Origin of the sequence: Methylobacterium sp. WL120 (assembly GCF_008039465.1) — a bacterium.
In the GTDB taxonomy this organism is placed as follows: Bacteria; Pseudomonadota; Alphaproteobacteria; order Rhizobiales; family Beijerinckiaceae; genus Methylobacterium; species Methylobacterium cerastii.
The window spans coordinates 16,614-31,872 of sequence record NZ_VRUT01000042.1; the positions used below are offsets into that span (position 1 = coordinate 16,614).

General features: G+C 69.7%; 15 protein-coding genes and 1 pseudogene. 6 read left to right on the plus strand and 10 right to left on the minus strand.

The features are described from left to right. Nucleotides 1–164: 164 nt before the first annotated feature. From FV229_RS10335 to lepA, 8 genes are all read right to left on the minus strand, one after another. On the minus strand, nt 165–767 hold the full coding sequence (locus FV229_RS10335; RefSeq protein ID WP_147751887.1) for an LUD domain-containing protein: 603 nt from the start codon (nt 765–767) through the stop codon (nt 165–167). Beyond that, nucleotides 764–2,386: a lactate utilization protein B gene (locus tag FV229_RS10340; protein ID WP_147751888.1), complete on the minus strand. Its 1,623-nt coding sequence runs from the start codon at nt 2,384–2,386 to the stop codon at nt 764–766. The genes FV229_RS10335 and FV229_RS10340 overlap by 4 nt, the downstream gene beginning before the upstream one ends. Beyond that, nucleotides 2,383–3,126 carry a (Fe-S)-binding protein gene (locus FV229_RS10345; protein WP_147751889.1) on the minus strand — a complete coding sequence of 248 codons (744 nt, stop codon included), beginning with the start codon at nt 3,124–3,126 and terminating at the stop codon, nt 2,383–2,385. The genes FV229_RS10340 and FV229_RS10345 overlap by 4 nt, the downstream gene beginning before the upstream one ends. Nucleotides 3,127–3,177: 51 nt before the next feature. Next, complete coding sequence (locus FV229_RS10350) at nt 3,178–4,224, minus strand: NADP-dependent oxidoreductase (protein WP_147751890.1); 1,047 nt, start codon at nt 4,222–4,224, stop codon at nt 3,178–3,180. Between the two features lie 62 nt (nt 4,225–4,286). Further along, entirely contained in the window at nt 4,287–6,020 is a 1,734-nt protein-coding gene (poxB, locus tag FV229_RS10355; protein ID WP_147751891.1) for a ubiquinone-dependent pyruvate dehydrogenase, read from the minus strand. A gap of 134 nt (nt 6,021–6,154) precedes the next feature. After that, nucleotides 6,155–6,502 (minus strand): HepT-like ribonuclease domain-containing protein, encoded by a 348-nt coding sequence (locus FV229_RS10360; RefSeq protein WP_147751892.1) that lies wholly within the window; start codon nt 6,500–6,502, stop codon nt 6,155–6,157. A gap of 23 nt (nt 6,503–6,525) precedes the next feature. Further along, nucleotides 6,526–6,795, minus strand: coding sequence for a nucleotidyltransferase domain-containing protein (locus FV229_RS10365; protein WP_147751893.1), 270 nt, complete (start codon nt 6,793–6,795; stop codon nt 6,526–6,528). Nucleotides 6,796–6,886: 91 nt separating this feature from the next. After that, nucleotides 6,887–8,692, minus strand: a complete 1,806-nt coding sequence (gene lepA / locus FV229_RS10370; RefSeq protein ID WP_147751894.1) for a translation elongation factor 4 — start codon at nt 8,690–8,692, stop codon at nt 6,887–6,889. A gap of 273 nt (nt 8,693–8,965) precedes the next feature. Here lepA and FV229_RS10375 point away from each other — a divergent pair, with 273 nt between their 5' ends. After that, nucleotides 8,966–9,226, plus strand: a complete 261-nt coding sequence (locus FV229_RS10375; RefSeq protein ID WP_147751895.1) for a hypothetical protein — start codon at nt 8,966–8,968, stop codon at nt 9,224–9,226. Nucleotides 9,227–9,276: 50 nt separating this feature from the next. Here the strand turns inward: FV229_RS10375 and FV229_RS10380 are convergent, their stop codons facing one another. Beyond that, nucleotides 9,277–10,074 (minus strand): DUF2470 domain-containing protein, encoded by a 798-nt coding sequence (locus FV229_RS10380; RefSeq protein ID WP_147751896.1) that lies wholly within the window; start codon nt 10,072–10,074, stop codon nt 9,277–9,279. A 305-nt stretch (nt 10,075–10,379) separates the two neighbouring features. Here FV229_RS10380 and FV229_RS10385 point away from each other — a divergent pair, with 305 nt between their 5' ends. The 5 genes from FV229_RS10385 to FV229_RS10405 all read left to right on the plus strand — a co-directional run bounded on the left by FV229_RS10385 (nt 10,380) and on the right by FV229_RS10405 (nt 14,798). Further along, the gene (locus tag FV229_RS10385) at nt 10,380–11,090 is read left to right on the plus strand and encodes a response regulator transcription factor (RefSeq protein WP_147751897.1); all 711 of its coding nucleotides are present in this window, start codon (nt 10,380–10,382) and stop codon (nt 11,088–11,090) included. A gap of 157 nt (nt 11,091–11,247) precedes the next feature. Then, nucleotides 11,248–13,017 carry a sensor histidine kinase gene (locus tag FV229_RS10390; RefSeq protein ID WP_187273633.1) on the plus strand — a complete coding sequence of 590 codons (1,770 nt, stop codon included), beginning with the start codon at nt 11,248–11,250 and terminating at the stop codon, nt 13,015–13,017. A gap of 246 nt (nt 13,018–13,263) precedes the next feature. Continuing rightward, nucleotides 13,264–13,851, plus strand: a complete 588-nt coding sequence (locus tag FV229_RS10395; protein WP_147751898.1) for a hypothetical protein — start codon at nt 13,264–13,266, stop codon at nt 13,849–13,851. Nucleotides 13,852–13,949: 98 nt separating this feature from the next. Further along, a complete protein-coding gene (locus FV229_RS10400) occupies nt 13,950–14,351 on the plus strand; it encodes a PTS sugar transporter subunit IIA (protein WP_147751901.1) in 402 nt (133 codons plus the stop codon). Nucleotides 14,352–14,477: 126 nt separating this feature from the next. Then, nucleotides 14,478–14,798: an HPr family phosphocarrier protein gene (locus FV229_RS10405; RefSeq protein WP_147751899.1), complete on the plus strand. Its 321-nt coding sequence runs from the start codon at nt 14,478–14,480 to the stop codon at nt 14,796–14,798. Between the two features lie 110 nt (nt 14,799–14,908). Here FV229_RS10405 and FV229_RS27350 read toward each other — a convergent pair. Continuing rightward, nucleotides 14,909–15,259: pseudogene (locus FV229_RS27350) on the minus strand (hypothetical protein); the annotation flags it as partial.

The window sequence follows — 15,259 nt, forward strand, 5'->3', positions numbered from 1 at the left end:
TGTGTGGTCGCATTTTCTTTACGCGAGCCGGCATCCAGCTCGCTTGAAGATGCTCTGGACGGCGGGTACAGTCTACCGTGTCGCGTGGGTAGACTGCACCCGAGGCCTGTCGAGCCACCGCGACGCGGTCGATCGCAGTCGTCGGACAAGGGTGCAACGTTCGATCACACCCGGCGCGGCAGGAGCACCACCGTCAGCGAGCGCACGCCTTGCGCCCCGTGGATGAGCACGCCTTCGATGTCGGCGGTCGCCGACGGCCCGGTGTGGAGCACCGCGTAGGCCGCGCCGGCGAAGTCCGGGCGCTTGTAGGCGGCCTGGATGTTCACGACGACGTCGGCGGGGTCGAGCAGCACCACGAGGTGCTGGGCGAGGTAGGCCACCGCGTTCACCACGAGCTCGGCTTCGGTGAACAGCACCGATCCGGTCTCGGCGACGCCGAAGCGGGCGCGCACGATCGCCACGTCGACGTCGTCCACCGCCTGCGGACGGGTGACGGCGGCGAGGTCGAGGGTGCCGACATATTCCGGCACGGCGGAAGCGACGACCTTGGCCGCATCCAGGCGGTCGCGCACGTGGCCGAGCGGATCGCCGGCGGGGCCGGCCTCGACCACCCGGCCGCCCATGCGCTTCAGCGCCTCGGTGAACGCCAGGATGCGGTCGTCGTCGACCAGCGGCGCGAAGTCCGGGATTTGCGGCAGCGGATAGTCGCCGGCCGGCCGGTTGCGGCGGATCGCGGCCAGCGTCGCCTCGCGGGTGCCGGCGCTCACGACACGTCCTTCTTCGAGGCGACGTCCTTCTTGGACGCACCCGCCATGCGGTTCTGCTTGTACCAGGTGTGAAAACTCTGCTTGGGGGCCTCGGGCATCTCGCGCTTCTTCCCCCAGGTGTTGAGCGGGTTGTAGACGGCGAAACGCGGCAGGGCGCGAAGTGCCGAATCAGCCGTGCCGATCGCCGCGCGGTAGGCGGCCGGGCGGCTCAGCACGGCGCCGGCGGCCTTCATCATGCCCTGCTTCAAGAGCGGGATCTGGTGCTCCTCGGCCAGAACCTTGCGCCAGGCGAAGATCTGCTCGTGGATGTTGATCTTCACCGGGCAGACGTTGGTGCAGGAGCCGTTCATGGTCGAGGAGAACGGCAGCGTCGAGTATTTCCGCTTGTTGAAGGTCGGGTCGATGATCAGCCCGATCGGCCCGGCATAGGTCGCCCCGTAGGAGAGCCCGCCCGAGCGCCGGTAGACCGGGCAGGTGTTCATGCAGGCGCCGCAGCGGATGCATTTCAGCGAGGTCCAGAACTCCTCCATCCCGAGGCGTTCGGAGCGGCCGTTGTCGACCAGCACGTAATGCATCTCGGTGCCGGGCCGCGGACCACGGAAGTGCGAGGTGTACTGGGTGATCGGCGAGCCCAGCGCCGAGCGCGACAGCAGGCGGATGAACACGCCGAGGTCTTCGATCCGCGGGATGATCTTCTCGATGCCGATCGAGTGGATCTGCAGCGGCGGCACGTTGCCCGACAGGTCGGCGTTGCCCTCGTTGGTGCAGGTGACCACCGTGCCGGTCTCGGCGATGGCGAAGTTGCACCCGGTCATCCCCGCATCCGCGTTGAGGATGTAGGGCCGCGTGGTCTCGCGCTGGCTTTCGGCCAGGTAGTGGGCGTCGTCGTTCTCGGGGTCGGTGCCGAGCGTGCGCGCAAAAACCTCGGCCACGTCCATCCGCGTCTTGTGCACGGCCGGCGCCACGATGTGGCTCGGTTCCTCGTTGTCGAGCTGCTGGATGCGCTCGCCGAGGTCGGTCTCGATGATCTCGATCCCGCTCGCCGCCATGTGGTGGCGGAAGCCGCACTCCTCGGTGAGCATCGACTTCGACTTCACCAGGGTCGTCGCGCCGTGGCTGCGCAGGATCTCGAGCACGATGCGGTTGTGGTCCGCGCCGTCCGAGGCCCAGTGCACGTGGACGCCGTTGGCCTTGGCCGCCGCCTCGAACTGCTCGAGGTAGGTGTCGAGCCGGCTCAGCGTGTGCGCCTTGATGTTCGAGGCGATCTCGCGAAGCTCCTCCCATTCGGGGATGCCGTGGGCCGAGACGTCGCGCTTCGTGCGCAGGTCCCACAGGCGCTCGTCGTGCGCCGCCTGATGCAGCGGCGCGGCGAGGAAGCGCTCGGCGGCCTCGCCCTGGTCGATCGGCCGGTTGCCGCGGATCTTGGCCCCGCGCGGCTGTTGTTCGCGCGTCTTCGGCGCTGCGATCGGCTTCGAGGCGGCCTCCGCGTGCTGGAGCCGGCCGCCATCCTGGTGGCGCTCGCTCTCGTCGCCGGGTGCGCGCACCTCCGGGTGGATCATGCCGGCGCTCTCGCGGGGCGTGCCATCCGTCTCGCGGGGCGTAAGGTCTTCGATGCTCATGCGGCGGCTCCGTTCAGGACCTGCGCGATGTGGATGTACTTCAGAGGCACGCCGAGGCGCTCGGCGCAGCCCTTCTGGTGCATCAGGCACGAGGAATCGGCCGAGACGACGTACGCGGCCCCGGCGCGCGCCTGGTCGGTCACCTTGTCGTAGCCCATCTTGGCCGAGACGGCGGGCTCGAACACCGAGAAGGTGCCGCCGAAGCCGCAGCACTCGTCGGGCCGCGTCAGCTTGACGACCTCGATGCCCTTCACCTTGGCCAGCAGGTCGAGGGGCTTCGAATAGTATGGCAGGTTGATCTCGGACGGCCGGGCGTGGTGGATGCCGCGCAGCGCGTTGCAGTTGGCATGGTAGGCGACCTTGTGCGGGAACGACGCCCAGGGGAATTCCTCGATCTTCAGCACGTCGTGCAGGAACTCGACCAGCTCGAAGGTCTTTCGGCGAACGCCGACGACTTCTTCGGTCTGGGGAATCGCCGTCAGATGCTCGCGCACCTGGTGGACGCAGCTGCCCGAGGGCGCGACGACGTAGTCGAACTTGGCGAAATTCTTGACGAACAGGGCTTCGGTGGCGGCGGCTTCCGCGTGGCAGCCGGTGTTGGTCATCGGCTGGCCGCAGCAGGTCTGGTCGAACGGGTATTCCACCTCGAGGCCGAGGCGCTCGAGCAACTCGAGGGTGGCGATGCCGACCTCCGGCTCGAAGGCGTCGACGTAACAGGGGACGAACAGTCCGATCCGCATGGTCCTATCCCGTTTCCCTGAGCCGTTCCGCCGGGCCGTTCGCCCACGCCGTCAGGCGCCGTCTTCCGAGGCGCCCACCTGGACCAGCAGCTTGCCGAAGTTGCCGCCGGTGTAGAGGCTGTCGAGGTGTTCCACCGCCCGCGCGAGGTCGGGCCGCACGTCCTGCCGGGTCTTGATCCGGCCTTCCGCCATCCAGCCGCCCAGCGCCTGCACCGCCTCGCCCCAGCGCGCGGCGTAGTCGGTGACGATGAAGCCCTGCACGGTGAGCCGCCGCATCAGCATCTGGCGCCACGCCGCCGCGACGGCCGGACCCGGGCGCTCCGAAGAGTCTTTGGACGTGTCGTTGTAGGAGGCGATCAGGCCGCACAGCGGCATCCGCCCGAACAGCCGCATCCGCGCGAACACCGCGTCCGAGATCGGGCCGCCGACCTGCTCGAAGTTGATGTCGACGCCGTCGGGCGCCAGGGCGTCGAGGCGGGCGCCGACATCCTCGCTGCGATAGTCGATCGCCGCGTCGAACCCGAGCTCGTCGACGACGAACCGGCACTTGTCCGGTCCGCCGGCGATGCCGATCACCCGGCAGCCCTTGATCTTGCCGATCTGACCGACGACCTGGCCGACGCCGCCGGCGGCGGCCGAGACCACCAGGGTCTCGCCGGCCTTCGGGCGGCCGATGTCGAGCAGGCCGAAATACGCCGTCGGGCCGACGAGGCCGAACACGCCGAAGGCGAGGGAGAGCGGCACGCCCGGCGGCAGGGCCAGGGGCTGCAGGCCCTGCCCGTCGGTGACCATGTGGTCGGCCCAGACGCCCATGCCGGAATAGAGCGCGCCGGGCTCGACGCCGTCCTTCCGGCTCTCGATCACGCGCCCGGCCACAAGGCCGCGCATCGGCTCGCCGACGCCCACCGGCGGCATGTACTGCTCGGCGTCGCTCATCCAGATGCGGTTGGTCGGATCGAGCGACAGGTACAGCACCTGCAGCAGGAACTGGCCTTGCTGCAGCTCGGGCAGAGCCTCGGCGCCGTAGGCGAGGTCGCCCTCGGCGACGGCCCCGACCGGGCGGCGCGCGAGGCGCCAGATGTTCCGTTGCCGGGCCATGCGCCCTCCCTGATGTTCCTTCGAAACCGCGAAGCGCCGCCTTGGAACGATTTCAATCCGGTCTATCGAATCAGGTTGGTCTTGGCGAGGTCGAGGACCGCGTCACCGCGTCCGCTCATCACCGCACGCAGCATGTAGAGGCTGAAGCCCTTGACCTGCTGGCCGTCGATCTTGGGCGGGATCGAGAGCTCGTTGCGGGCCACCGCCACGTCGAGCAGCGACGGCCCGTCGAAGGCCAGGAACTCGCGGATCGCGCCTTCGAGTTCACCCGGATCCTCGACCCGAATCGCGAAGATGCCGGCCGCCCGCGACATCGCGGCGAAGTCCGGGTTGTCGAGCGCGACGCCGGTCTCGAGGTAGCCCGCGGCCTTCATCTCCATCTCGACGAAGCCGAGCGAGCCGTTGTTGAACACCACCACCTTCACGGGCAGCCGGTGCTGGCGCAGCGTCAGGAAGTCGCCCATCAACATGCTGAAGCCGCCGTCGCCGCACAGCGCGATCACCTCGCGCCGGGGCGAGGCGGCTTGGATGCCGATGCCCTGGACCATGGCGTTGGCCATCGAGCCGTGGACCCACGAGCCGACGAGCCGGCGCTTCCCGTTCATCTTGAGGTAGCGCGCCGCCCAGATCGTCGGCGTGCCGACGTCGGCGGTGAACACCGCGTCGTCGGAGGCGGCGTCGCTCAGGAGCTTGGTGAGGTATTGCGGGTGGATCGGCTTGCGGCCGGGCTTGCCCGTCGCCAGCTCGTCGAGCCCTTCGCGCGCCTTGGCGTAGTGCTTGAGGCTGCCGTCGAGCCAGGCGCGGTCGGCCTTCACCGCGAGCAACGGCCGCAGCGCGCGGATCGTGGCGCCGACGTCGCCGACGAGGCCGAGGTCGAGCCGGCAGCGGCGCCCGAGCTCTTCCGGGCGCAGGTCCACCTGCGCCACCTTCGCGTCCTTCGGGTAGAACTGCTTGTAGGGAAAGCCGGTGCCGAGCATCAGCAGCGTCTCGCAGCCGACCATCGCCGCGTAGCCGGACGAGAACCCGATCAGCCCGGTCATGCCGACGTCGTAAGGGTTGTCGTATTCGACGAACTCCTTGCCGCCGAGCGCGTGGACGATCGGGCTCTTCAGGGCCTCGGCGAGCTGCAGCAGCTCGGCATGCGCCCCGGCGCAGCCGCGACCGCAGAGCAGCGTGATCTTGCGGGAGCCGTTCAGCAGCTCGGCCAAAGCCGCAAGGTCGGCCTCGGCCGGCTGCACCACGGGCTTCGGCGGCACGAGGCCGGCCTTCGTCGCCACGGCGCGGGCCGGCGCGTCCTTCAGCGCGACGTCGCCGGGGATGACGACCACCGCGACGCCGCGCTGCCCGATCGCGGCGCGCATGGCGTTCTCCAGCACGTAGGGGAGCTGGGCGGGATCGGAGACCTGCTCGCAATAGTGGCTGCAGCCGCGGAACAGCTCGGTCGGGTGCGTCTCCTGGAAGTAGCCCGAGCCGATCTCGGCCGACGGGATGTGCGCCACCAGCGCCAGGACCGGCGTGCGCGAGCGATGGCAATCGTAGAGGCCGTTGATCAGGTGGACGTGGCCGGGGCCGCACGAGCCGGCGCAGACCGCGAGCTGCCCGGTGACCTGGCTCTCGGCGCCGGCCGCGAACGCGCCGGATTCCTCGTGGCGGACGTGGATCCACTCGATCACGCCGCGCGCCCGGATCGCCTCGGTGATCGCGTTCAGGCTGTCGCCGACGACCCCGTAGATGCGCCGGACGCCGGCCTCCTGCAGGGTCTCGACGACGTGGTCGGCGACGGTGGTGATCCGCATACGTTCGGCTCCGTGGATTCGGAGGGCGAACTTTTTGCGGTGCGGCGCGGTTCCGGCGAACGGGTCGGGGCCGGTGACGGATGTCGCTCTCGCTACGGGATTGAGCCGATGGCAGGCGTCGAGCGCAGCGCCGCTCAGCCGGCCGACGCCTCGCTCAGGATCGCCGCGATGATCGGGCGAAGCTCGGGCAGCGACGCCGTCGCGATCTTCCATAGGATGAGGTCGTCGATGCGATTGTACTCGTGCCGGAGCTTGTTGCCGACGGCGGCGATCTCGGACCGTGTTACGGCCGGAAAGTGTGTCTTCGCATCCGGCGGCACGTGTCGGCTCGCTTCCGATACGATCTCGACACGTCGTTCGACGGCGAGGCGCATCACCAGGTCCCTGCGACAATCGGCGAACGTTCGTCCCGCGACGATGTCCGCAGCCGCGTCGCTCATCGTCAGGATATCCGTGAGGCGTGCAATCGCCGACCGCTTCATCACAGGACCTGGATGGCCTCGCGCTAGATCTCGGCCCGCAATTGAGGGTGTAGGCCTTCCCGCGTCGTCAAGTCGACCCGGCACCCGAGCGCCTGCGCGAGGTAGGCTTCCGTCCTGAACAATTCGACGAAGCCGAACCGGTCGTATTGCGGGTCGACGAACAGGTCGACGTCGCTATCGAGGCCGGCCTCGTCCCGGGCGACGGAGCCGAAGAGGTAGAGCGCGAGAATTCCGGAATTCTGAAGATGCCCGGCCCGCTCGGTGAGTCTGGCGATCACGTCGCTGCGCTGCATCGCATGCCACCATCGTTCCGCATCACGATCGAAGGCCAAGCCGCCACCGATTCGAACAGGCCCGCTAGTCAACCCGAGGGAGCCGAAAAGCTCAATCGTCCATCTTCAAGGCGGCGATGAACGCCTCCTGCGGGATCTCGACGCGGCCGAACTGGCGCATCTTCTTCTTGCCTTCCTTCTGCTTGTCCAGGAGCTTGCGCTTGCGCGAGATGTCGCCGCCGTAGCACTTGGCGGTCACGTCCTTGGACAGGGCCTTGATCGTTTCGCGGGCGATGATCTTGCCGCCCAACGCCGCCTGGACCGGGATCTGGAACAGGTGGCGCGGGATCAGGTCCTTCAGCTTCTCGCACATGGCGCGGCCGCGATGCTCGGCGCGGGTGCGGTGGACCAGCATCGAGAGGGCGTCGACCGGCTCGGCGTTGACGAGGATCGACATCTTCACGAGGTCGCCCTCGCGGTAGTCGGAGATGTGGTAGTCGAACGAGGCGTAGCCCTTCGAGATCGACTTGAGGCGGTCGTAGAAGTCGAACACCACCTCGTTCAGCGGCAGGTCGTAGACGACCATGGCGCGTTTTCCCACGTAGTTGAGGTCCACCTGCGAGCCGCGCCGGTCCTGGCAGAGCTTCAGCACGCCGCCGAGATGCTCGTCGGGGGTGAGGATGGTGGCGCGGATCCACGGCTCCTCGATCGCCGTGATCTTCATCACGTCGGGCATGTCGGCCGGGTTGTGCAGCTCCTTCACCGTGCCGTCGGTCATCTGCAGGCGGTAGACCACCGACGGCGCCGTCGAGATCAGGTCGAGGTTGAACTCGCGCTCGAGCCGCTCCTGGATGATCTCGAGGTGCAGCAGCCCGAGGAAGCCGCAGCGGAAGCCGAAGCCGAGGGCGGCCGAGGTCTCCATCTCGTAGGAGAACGAGGCGTCGTTGAGCCGGAGCTTGCTCATCGCGCTGCGCAGGGTCTCGAACTCGGCCGCATCCACGGGGAACAGCCCGCAGAACACCACCGACTGCACGTCCTTGAAGCCCGGCAGCATCTCCTTGCACGGGCGCTTGTCCTCGGTCAGCGTGTCGCCGACGCGGGTGTCGGCGACCTCCTTGATCGAGCCCGTGAAGAAGCCGACCTCGCCGGGGCCGAGCTCGCCGATGTCGGCCATCTTCGGTCGGAACACGCCGATCTTGTCGACGCCGTGCACCGCGTCGGCCCGCATCATGCGGATGTTCATGCCCTTCTTGAGCACGCCGTCGACGATGCGCACCAGCACGACGACGCCGAGGTAGACGTCGTACCAGCTATCCACCAGCAGCGCCTTCAGGGGCGCGTCGCGGTCGCCCTTCGGCGGCGGCAGGCGCTTGACGATGGCTTCCAGCACCGCCTCGATGTTCAGCCCGCTTTTGGCCGAGATCGCCACGGCCTCGGACGCGTCGATGCCGATCACCTCCTCGATCTGGGCGCGGATGCGCTCGGGCTCGGCGGCCGGCAGGTCGATCTTGTTGAGGACGGGCACGATCTCGTGGTTGGCGTCGAGCGCCTGGTAGACGTTGGCCAGCGTCTGCGCCTCGACGCCCTGGCTCGCATCCACCACCAGCAGCGAGCCTTCGCAGGCGGCGAGCGAGCGGGACACTTCGTAGGCGAAGTCGACGTGGCCGGGCGTGTCCATCAGGTTGAGGACGTAGTTCTTGCCGTCCTCGGCCTTGTATTCCAGGCGCACGGTCTGCGCCTTGATGGTGATGCCGCGCTCCTTCTCGATGTCCATCGAATCGAGCATCTGCTCGCTCATGTCGCGCAGCGCCACGGTGCCCGTCGTCTGGATCAGGCGGTCGGCGAGCGTCGACTTGCCGTGGTCGATATGCGCGACGATCGAGAAGTTGCGGATGTTGTCGATCGGCGTGGTCGTCATCGATGCGGATCTCCGGCGCGCGTGCGGCCGGCCGGAGGGCCGTCGTCGCGCGCCGTCTGATGTGAGGAGGCGGTGTCGGTCGTCCCGGGGGGATAGCAGCCGCAGGGGGGAGCGCCAAGCGCGGGCGGCGTCGCGGGGCGAATCCCTCGGTGACGGAGACCGAATGGGCCTGTCCGGCCCCACGGCCCTTCGGATTTTGGGCGTTCGGCCCTATCTAGAGGGCATACCCTCCGCGCAATCCCGTGCTTTGGGCTCCGAAGCGGAAGGCCCAAGATGGCTCGCACTCCCCCCAACGGGCGTTCGCCCAGCATCTCGATGTCGGACTTCAACGCCCGCGTGAAGCGCGTGCTCGAAGGCAACGAGGAAGTCACCCGCGGCGCGCCGCGCGCGACCCCGGGCTGGAGCCGCCGCCGCAACACCCGGCCGCCGGTCGGCGCCGAGGCCCAGCCCGAGGCGGAGACCTCCGAGGCGACGGAGTCCGAGACCGAATCCGAGGATTCCGAGGCCGAGAAGCAGGCCACCGAAGAGGCCTGAAACCTCCGCTTCACGTCGGCCCGCGGTTTCGCGGACCGACGTCCGGCCGCTCAGGCTCGCGGCGCCTCGTCCTTCGCCCGAGCCTCGGCGGCCATGACCACGAGGACCTTTCGCAACGCGCCCATGTCGCCGACTCGCTCCGGGAAGGTCACCCGCGCGGTCCGGTCGGCGGCGAGCAGGTCCATCCCCTCCGGGTCGAGCCCGGTGAGGCGCCACGCGGCCGCCCCCTCCGAGGCGGCGTAGAGCGCCAGCGCGTCGGCGTGGTCGGCGTTCATGTGCTCGATCGCGCCGCGCTCGCCGGCCACGATCGCCTCGGCGCCCGCGAGATCCAGCAGCAGCTCGGCCTTCGTCAACGTCGCCGCCTTGGCGAAGCCCCCGTTGAGGTGGCCGGCCGTCGGCTCCAGCGCGAAGAATCCGAAATCCGGGAAGTCGGCGTAGAGCGCGGCCTTCGGGTGCCGGGCGAGGAAGCGCGCCCGCACGCGGGGCTCGTCGGTCCGCACCGCCCGCCCGACGACGGTCAGCCGCGGGTGGGCGAGCGGGTCGCCCTTGCCGCCGGCCGAGAACAGCAGCGAGCAGCGCGGGTCGGCGAGCAGGTTGCGGGTGTGCGCCGAGAGCTGCGACAGCAGCATCAGCGGCGTGCCGTCGACGTCGGTGGCGATGGTCGTCAGCGAGGCGAACGGCGTGCCGTCGGAATCGAGCGTCGCCAGGGCGCCGGAGCGGATGCTGCGCAGCAGGCGCCGCGACAAGCCGATCGCGTCGAACGGGGCCTGCGCCGCCGGAAGCGGCCGCGCCGGACCGCGCGGCCCCCCCGATTCGGTCCCGCCCACGCCGTCGGATGTCTCAGCCATCGCGCCCCTCGCTCCCCGGAAGCGGCGGAAACGAAAAACGCCGCGCCGACCGCATCATAGGGCGAAATCGCGACCGCCGACGAGACGGGCGAGACGCGGCGCATCGCCCGGATACGGCCAAGCTCCCATGGCCGCTCGCTTTTTTCGAAACTTCGGCTTAAAGCGACAGACCGTCCGCGCGAAACGGACACGGTCATACGACTCGTCGTCGCGTTCGCGTTTTTGCCTGCCCCGTCCGGGGCCGGAGGCGGCGACGCGGGCCACCGCCACGCGCCCGCGACCGCCCCGTCAGTCAAGGAACGCGCATGCCGACCATCGCCCTCGTCGACGACGACCGCAACATCCTCACCTCGGTGTCGATCGCGCTGGAGACCGAAGGATACCGGATCCAGACCTACACCGACGGCGCCTCGGCGCTCGACGGGCTCAAGCACTCGCCCCCCGACCTCGCGATCTTCGACATCAAGATGCCGCGCATGGACGGGATGGAGCTTCTCAGGCGCCTGCGGCAGAAATCGGACCTTCCGGTGATCTTCCTCACCTCGAAGGACGAGGAGATCGACGAATTGTTCGGCCTCAAGATGGGCGCCGACGACTTCATCCATAAGCCGTTCTCGCAGCGCCTGCTGGTCGAGCGGGTGAAGGCGGTGCTGCGCCGCTTCGCCCCGAAGGACGGGCCGGGCGCCGCCGCCCGCGAGGCCGACGCCGCCGCCCGCTCGCTGGAGCGCGGCTCGCTGATGATGGACCCGGAGCGCCACACCTGCACCTGGAAGGGCGAGCCGGTGACCCTGACGGTCACCGAGTTCCTGATCCTCCAGGCGCTCGCCCACCGCCCGGGCGTCGTGAAGAGCCGCAACGCGCTGATGGACGCGGCCTACGACGACCAGGTCTACGTCGACGACCGCACGATCGACAGCCACATCAAGCGGCTGCGCAAGAAGTTCAAGGTGACCGACACCAGCTTCGACATGATCGAGACGCTCTACGGCGTCGGCTACCGCTTCAAGGAAGGCTGAAGGCCTTCCACACTGCCTCATGGGTTCTCACCCATGAGGTCCGGCGGACGACCGCCGCCCCGCCGTCGCGGGGGGCCGATCCCGATGCGTGAGACGCCTCGGGATCGCGTTTCGCCCGCCTCGCTTCCCTCGATTCCCCGTCGAAGACCGGACCGTCGTGACGTCGCAGACCGATGAAGAGCCGCGCCGCGGCCCGCTCGCATGGCCGCGGGCCTCCTGGGATGCGATCGGACAGCGGGCCTCGTCGAGCCTGACCCGCCGCATCGTGGTGCTCAACCTCGTCGGGCTGATCGCGCTGCTCGTCGGGTTCCTGTACCTCAACCAGTTCCGGCAGGGGCTGATCCAGGCCCGCGTCCAGAGCCTGGCGATCCAGGGCGACATCATCGCCGGCGCCATCGCCTCGTCCGCCTCGGTCGACACCGGGACGATCCGCATCGACCCCGACAAGCTGCTCCAGCAGCAGGCCGGCGAGGGCAACGGCACCGAGGAGGAATCCTCGCCGCTGGCCTTCTCGCTCAACCCGGAGCAGGTGGCGCCGCTGCTGCGCCGGCTCGTCACCCCGACCGGCAACCGCGCGCGGGTGTTCGACAGCGAGGGCGGCCTGCTGTTCGACACGCGCTCGCTGTTCAACCGGCCCGAGGGCGGGGCCGGCACCGCGCAGGTCCGCAAGCGCTCCCTGCTCGAGCGGGCCTTCGAGGTCGCGCAGGCCTGGAGCTTCGGCCTGTTCGGCGAGCGGGTGAAGCCGCAGGAGGAGGTCGGGCCGACGAATGGCCATTCGCTGCGCGAGGTCCAGACCGCGCTGAACGGTGCCCGCGGCAGCCTCGTGCGCCGCAACGAGCTCGGCGAGACCACGGTCTCGGTCGCCGTGCCGATCCAGCGCTCGGGGGCGGTGCGCGGCGCGCTGCTGCTCTCGACGCAAGGGGACGCGATCGACCGGGTCATCGCCTCGGAGCGCTTCGGCCTGTTCCAGGTCTTCCTCGTCGCCGCGATGGTGATGGTGGTGCTCTCGATCCTGCTGGCCGGCGCCATCGCCGGGCCGGTGCGGCGCCTGGCGGAGGCCGCCGAGAAGGTGCGGATGGGGATCAAAACCCGCGAGGAGATCCCCGACTTCACCAGCCGCACCGACGAGATCGGCCACCTCTCCGGCGCCCTGCGGGACATGACCCAGGCGCTCTACAGGCGCATCGACGCGATCGAGAGCTTCGCCGCCGACGTCAGCCACGAGCTGAAGAACCCGCTGACTTCGCTCCGCAGCGCGGTCGAGACCCTGCCGCTCGCCCGCAACGACGATTCGCGCAGCCGCCTGATGGCGATCATCCAGCACGACGTGAAGCGCCTCGATCGCCTGATCAGCGACATCGCCGACGCCTCGCGGCTCGATGCCGAGCTCGCCCGCGCCGAGGCGCGCCGGGTCGACCTGCGCAAGCTCCTGTCCACGGTCGTCTCGGTGGCCAACGAGCGCAAGCGCCCGAAGGACTGCGTGATCCAGCTCGACGTCGACGCGCCCGCCGGCGACCAGGATGCGCCGTTCGCGATCATCGGGCACGACAGCCGACTGGGCCAGGTGGTCAACAACCTCCTCGACAACGCCCGCTCGTTCTCGCCGACGGAGGCGAAGGTCCGCGTCGCCCTGCGGCGGGTGCGCGGCGACATCGAGCTGATCTGCGAGGACGAGGGGCCGGGCATCCCCGAGCACGCCCTGGAGCGGATCTTCGAGCGCTTCTACACCGACCGCCCCGAGCAGGGCTTCGGCCAGAACTCGGGCCTCGGCCTCTCGATCTCCCGCCAGATCGTCCAGGCGCATCGCGGCTCGATCCGCGCCGAGAATCGCCCCGGCCCGGCCGACGAGGACGGCGAGCCGACGGTCCGCGGCGCCCGCTTCATCGTCCGCATCCCGGCGGCCCCGCGGCAGATGTCGGCGGCGTGACGGGGGTGGCGCGGCAACGGTCCGACCGAGGGCGACCGCTCCGCCTCTCTACCAAATGCTCCGGCAAAAGCGCGGGTCCCTTCTCCCAGGGGGAGAAGGACAGGATGAGGGGCGTGACATGTCCTGAGAGGGCACGCCCCTCCCCCCTCGGAGCGACCAGGTTCACGCCTGTCGGCGCGCCCGAACCGGACGGATCGCGCGAAACGCAGCGCGCCGGGCACGACCTTGCCATGACGGCGTTCGACGATGCCTGACCCGACAAGCCGACGAGACCGGCCGGGCTTCCCAGCTGCTCCGGCCGCCGGCCTACGCGAAACCGTCCACGCCACCTGCGTGGTCGTCGGCGCGGCGGGCGTGCTGATCCGGGGCGAATCGCGGGCCGGCAAGTCGAGCCTCGCGCTGGCGCTGATCGAACTGTGCACCCTTCAAGGAGGCTTCGCGGCGCTGGTCGGCGACGACCGGGTCCGCGTCGAAGCCCGCCACGGGCACGTGGTGGCGCGCCCGCACCCGGCCATCGCCGGCCTGATCGAGGTCCGCGGCCACGGGATCGTCGCGATCGACCACGTCCCGGCCTGCATCCTGCGTCTCGTCGTCGACCTCGTGGCTCCCGGGCCGCGCCTGCCCGAACCGCAGGAGCCGGAGGTCGCGATCGTCGGCGTCGCCCTCCCCTTCCTGCGGATCGACCGGGCGGCGCGGAACGTCGGCCTCGCGCCCGGGCTCGTCCTCGCGAAGCTGCTCGCGGCGACGCCCAGCGTGTCTTCGCAGTCGCACACGCCGCCTCGTTGCGGCGAGGCGCCCGCACCCCGTAGCGCGGGTGCGGCAGGCGTGGCATGATTGGGACGACGGGCGATCAAAACGTCGCGACGCCTTGAGCCTGTGCGTGCAATGCACAAATTGGCGGACTCGTTCACAGGACACCGGAATACGTGTCGATGATTGGCATGGTGCTCGTCACCCACGGACTGCTCGCGACCGAATTCCGGGCAGCGCTGGAGCACGTGGTCGGCCCTCAGAAGCAGATCGAGACCATCACGATCGGGCCGGAAGACGATATGGAGCTGCGGCGGCGGGACATCATGTCCGCGGTCGGCCGCGTCGACACCGGCACGGGCGTCGTCGTGCTCACCGACATGTTCGGCGGCACGCCGTCGAACCTGGCCCTGTCCTGCATGAACGGCGGCGCCGTCGAGGTGGTGGCGGGCATCAACCTGCCGATGCTGATCAAGCTCGCCAGCGTGCGCGACGCGGAATCGCTCGGCGACGCGGTGCTTCACGCCCAGGAAGCCGGCCGCAAGTACATCAACGTCGCCTCGCGCGTGCTCGCCGGCAAATAGTCTTCCCCCCGATCTTGCCGTCCCGACCGCCGACCCGTTACGCACGGTGACGGCCGCGCCGTGCGCGTGCCGGAACAGGCTCGCGCTGCCCACGGCGCGGCGACGGACAGGGAAGCGCGCCGGCGGATGGACGACCTCTTCGAGCCGGACGACGAGCCCCCGACCGTTCCGGAGGGCGGCTTCCTGCGGCGCCTGCCGATCATCAACCGGCGCGGCCTGCATGCGCGGGCCTCGGCCAAGTTCGTCCAGACCGTCGAGCGCTTCGACGCGCAGGTCACCGTCACGCGCGCCGGGGAGACGGTGGGCGGCCGCTCGATCATGGGCCTGCTGACGCTCGGCGCGGCGCAGGGCACCCACGTGACGGTCACCGCCGTCGGCGCCGACGCCGAGGCCTGCCTCGATGCGATCGAAGCCCTGCTCGCCAACAAGTTCGGCGAGGACGAGTAGCGGATCAAACTTAAATCCGGTCAATCCCTCCGGGGTGGCGGATCTGGGCTTCGCTCAAGCGCCGCGCGGGCTTGCCCGATACGGCCTCCGCTTGATCGCGCGGCGGCCTATCAGGCTCGGGCCGCGCGGCGCCAGACCACCGCCCGGGCGCCCGCGCCGAGGTGGAGCGTGCCGGCGACCAGCTCGCCGGCGCGGCGGGCGAGCTCGATCCGCATCTGCCCGCGGCGCCCGAACAGGCGCGTCACCACCCGCACCATCGACGCCTCCGACGGGTCGGCGATGATCGGGCGCGCCGCGTGGCGCGCATCGAGCGCCAGGAATTCCTCGACCGCAGCCGGGATCAGGGCCGAGTCGGAGACGTGCTCGACGTCGGCCGCCGCGTCCTCGGCGGACAGGATGCCGACGACGCAATCGGCCGGAACCGTCCGGCGCCCGTCGGCGCGGGCGGCGAGGGCCGGGCG

Coding starts and splice junctions, on each gene's coding strand:
- FV229_RS10340 (WP_147751888.1), bottom strand. CDS start 2,386: ATGAGCATCGAAGACCTTACGCCCCGCGAGACGGATGGCACGCCCCGC.
- FV229_RS10345 (WP_147751889.1), bottom strand. CDS start 3,126: ATGCGGATCGGACTGTTCGTCCCCTGTTACGTCGACGCCTTCGAGCCG.
- FV229_RS10350 (WP_147751890.1), bottom strand. CDS start 4,224: ATGGCCCGGCAACGGAACATCTGGCGCCTCGCGCGCCGCCCGGTCGGG.
- poxB (WP_147751891.1), bottom strand. CDS start 6,020: ATGCGGATCACCACCGTCGCCGACCACGTCGTCGAGACCCTGCAGGAG.
- FV229_RS10360 (WP_147751892.1), bottom strand. CDS start 6,502: ATGAAGCGGTCGGCGATTGCACGCCTCACGGATATCCTGACGATGAGC.
- FV229_RS10365 (WP_147751893.1), bottom strand. CDS start 6,795: ATGCAGCGCAGCGACGTGATCGCCAGACTCACCGAGCGGGCCGGGCAT.
- lepA (WP_147751894.1), bottom strand. CDS start 8,692: ATGACGACCACGCCGATCGACAACATCCGCAACTTCTCGATCGTCGCG.
- FV229_RS10375 (WP_147751895.1), top strand. CDS start 8,966: ATGGCTCGCACTCCCCCCAACGGGCGTTCGCCCAGCATCTCGATGTCG.
- FV229_RS10380 (WP_147751896.1), bottom strand. CDS start 10,074: ATGGCTGAGACATCCGACGGCGTGGGCGGGACCGAATCGGGGGGGCCG.
- FV229_RS10385 (WP_147751897.1), top strand. CDS start 10,380: ATGCCGACCATCGCCCTCGTCGACGACGACCGCAACATCCTCACCTCG.
- FV229_RS10395 (WP_147751898.1), top strand. CDS start 13,264: ATGCCTGACCCGACAAGCCGACGAGACCGGCCGGGCTTCCCAGCTGCT.
- FV229_RS10400 (WP_147751901.1), top strand. CDS start 13,950: ATGATTGGCATGGTGCTCGTCACCCACGGACTGCTCGCGACCGAATTC.
- FV229_RS10405 (WP_147751899.1), top strand. CDS start 14,478: ATGGACGACCTCTTCGAGCCGGACGACGAGCCCCCGACCGTTCCGGAG.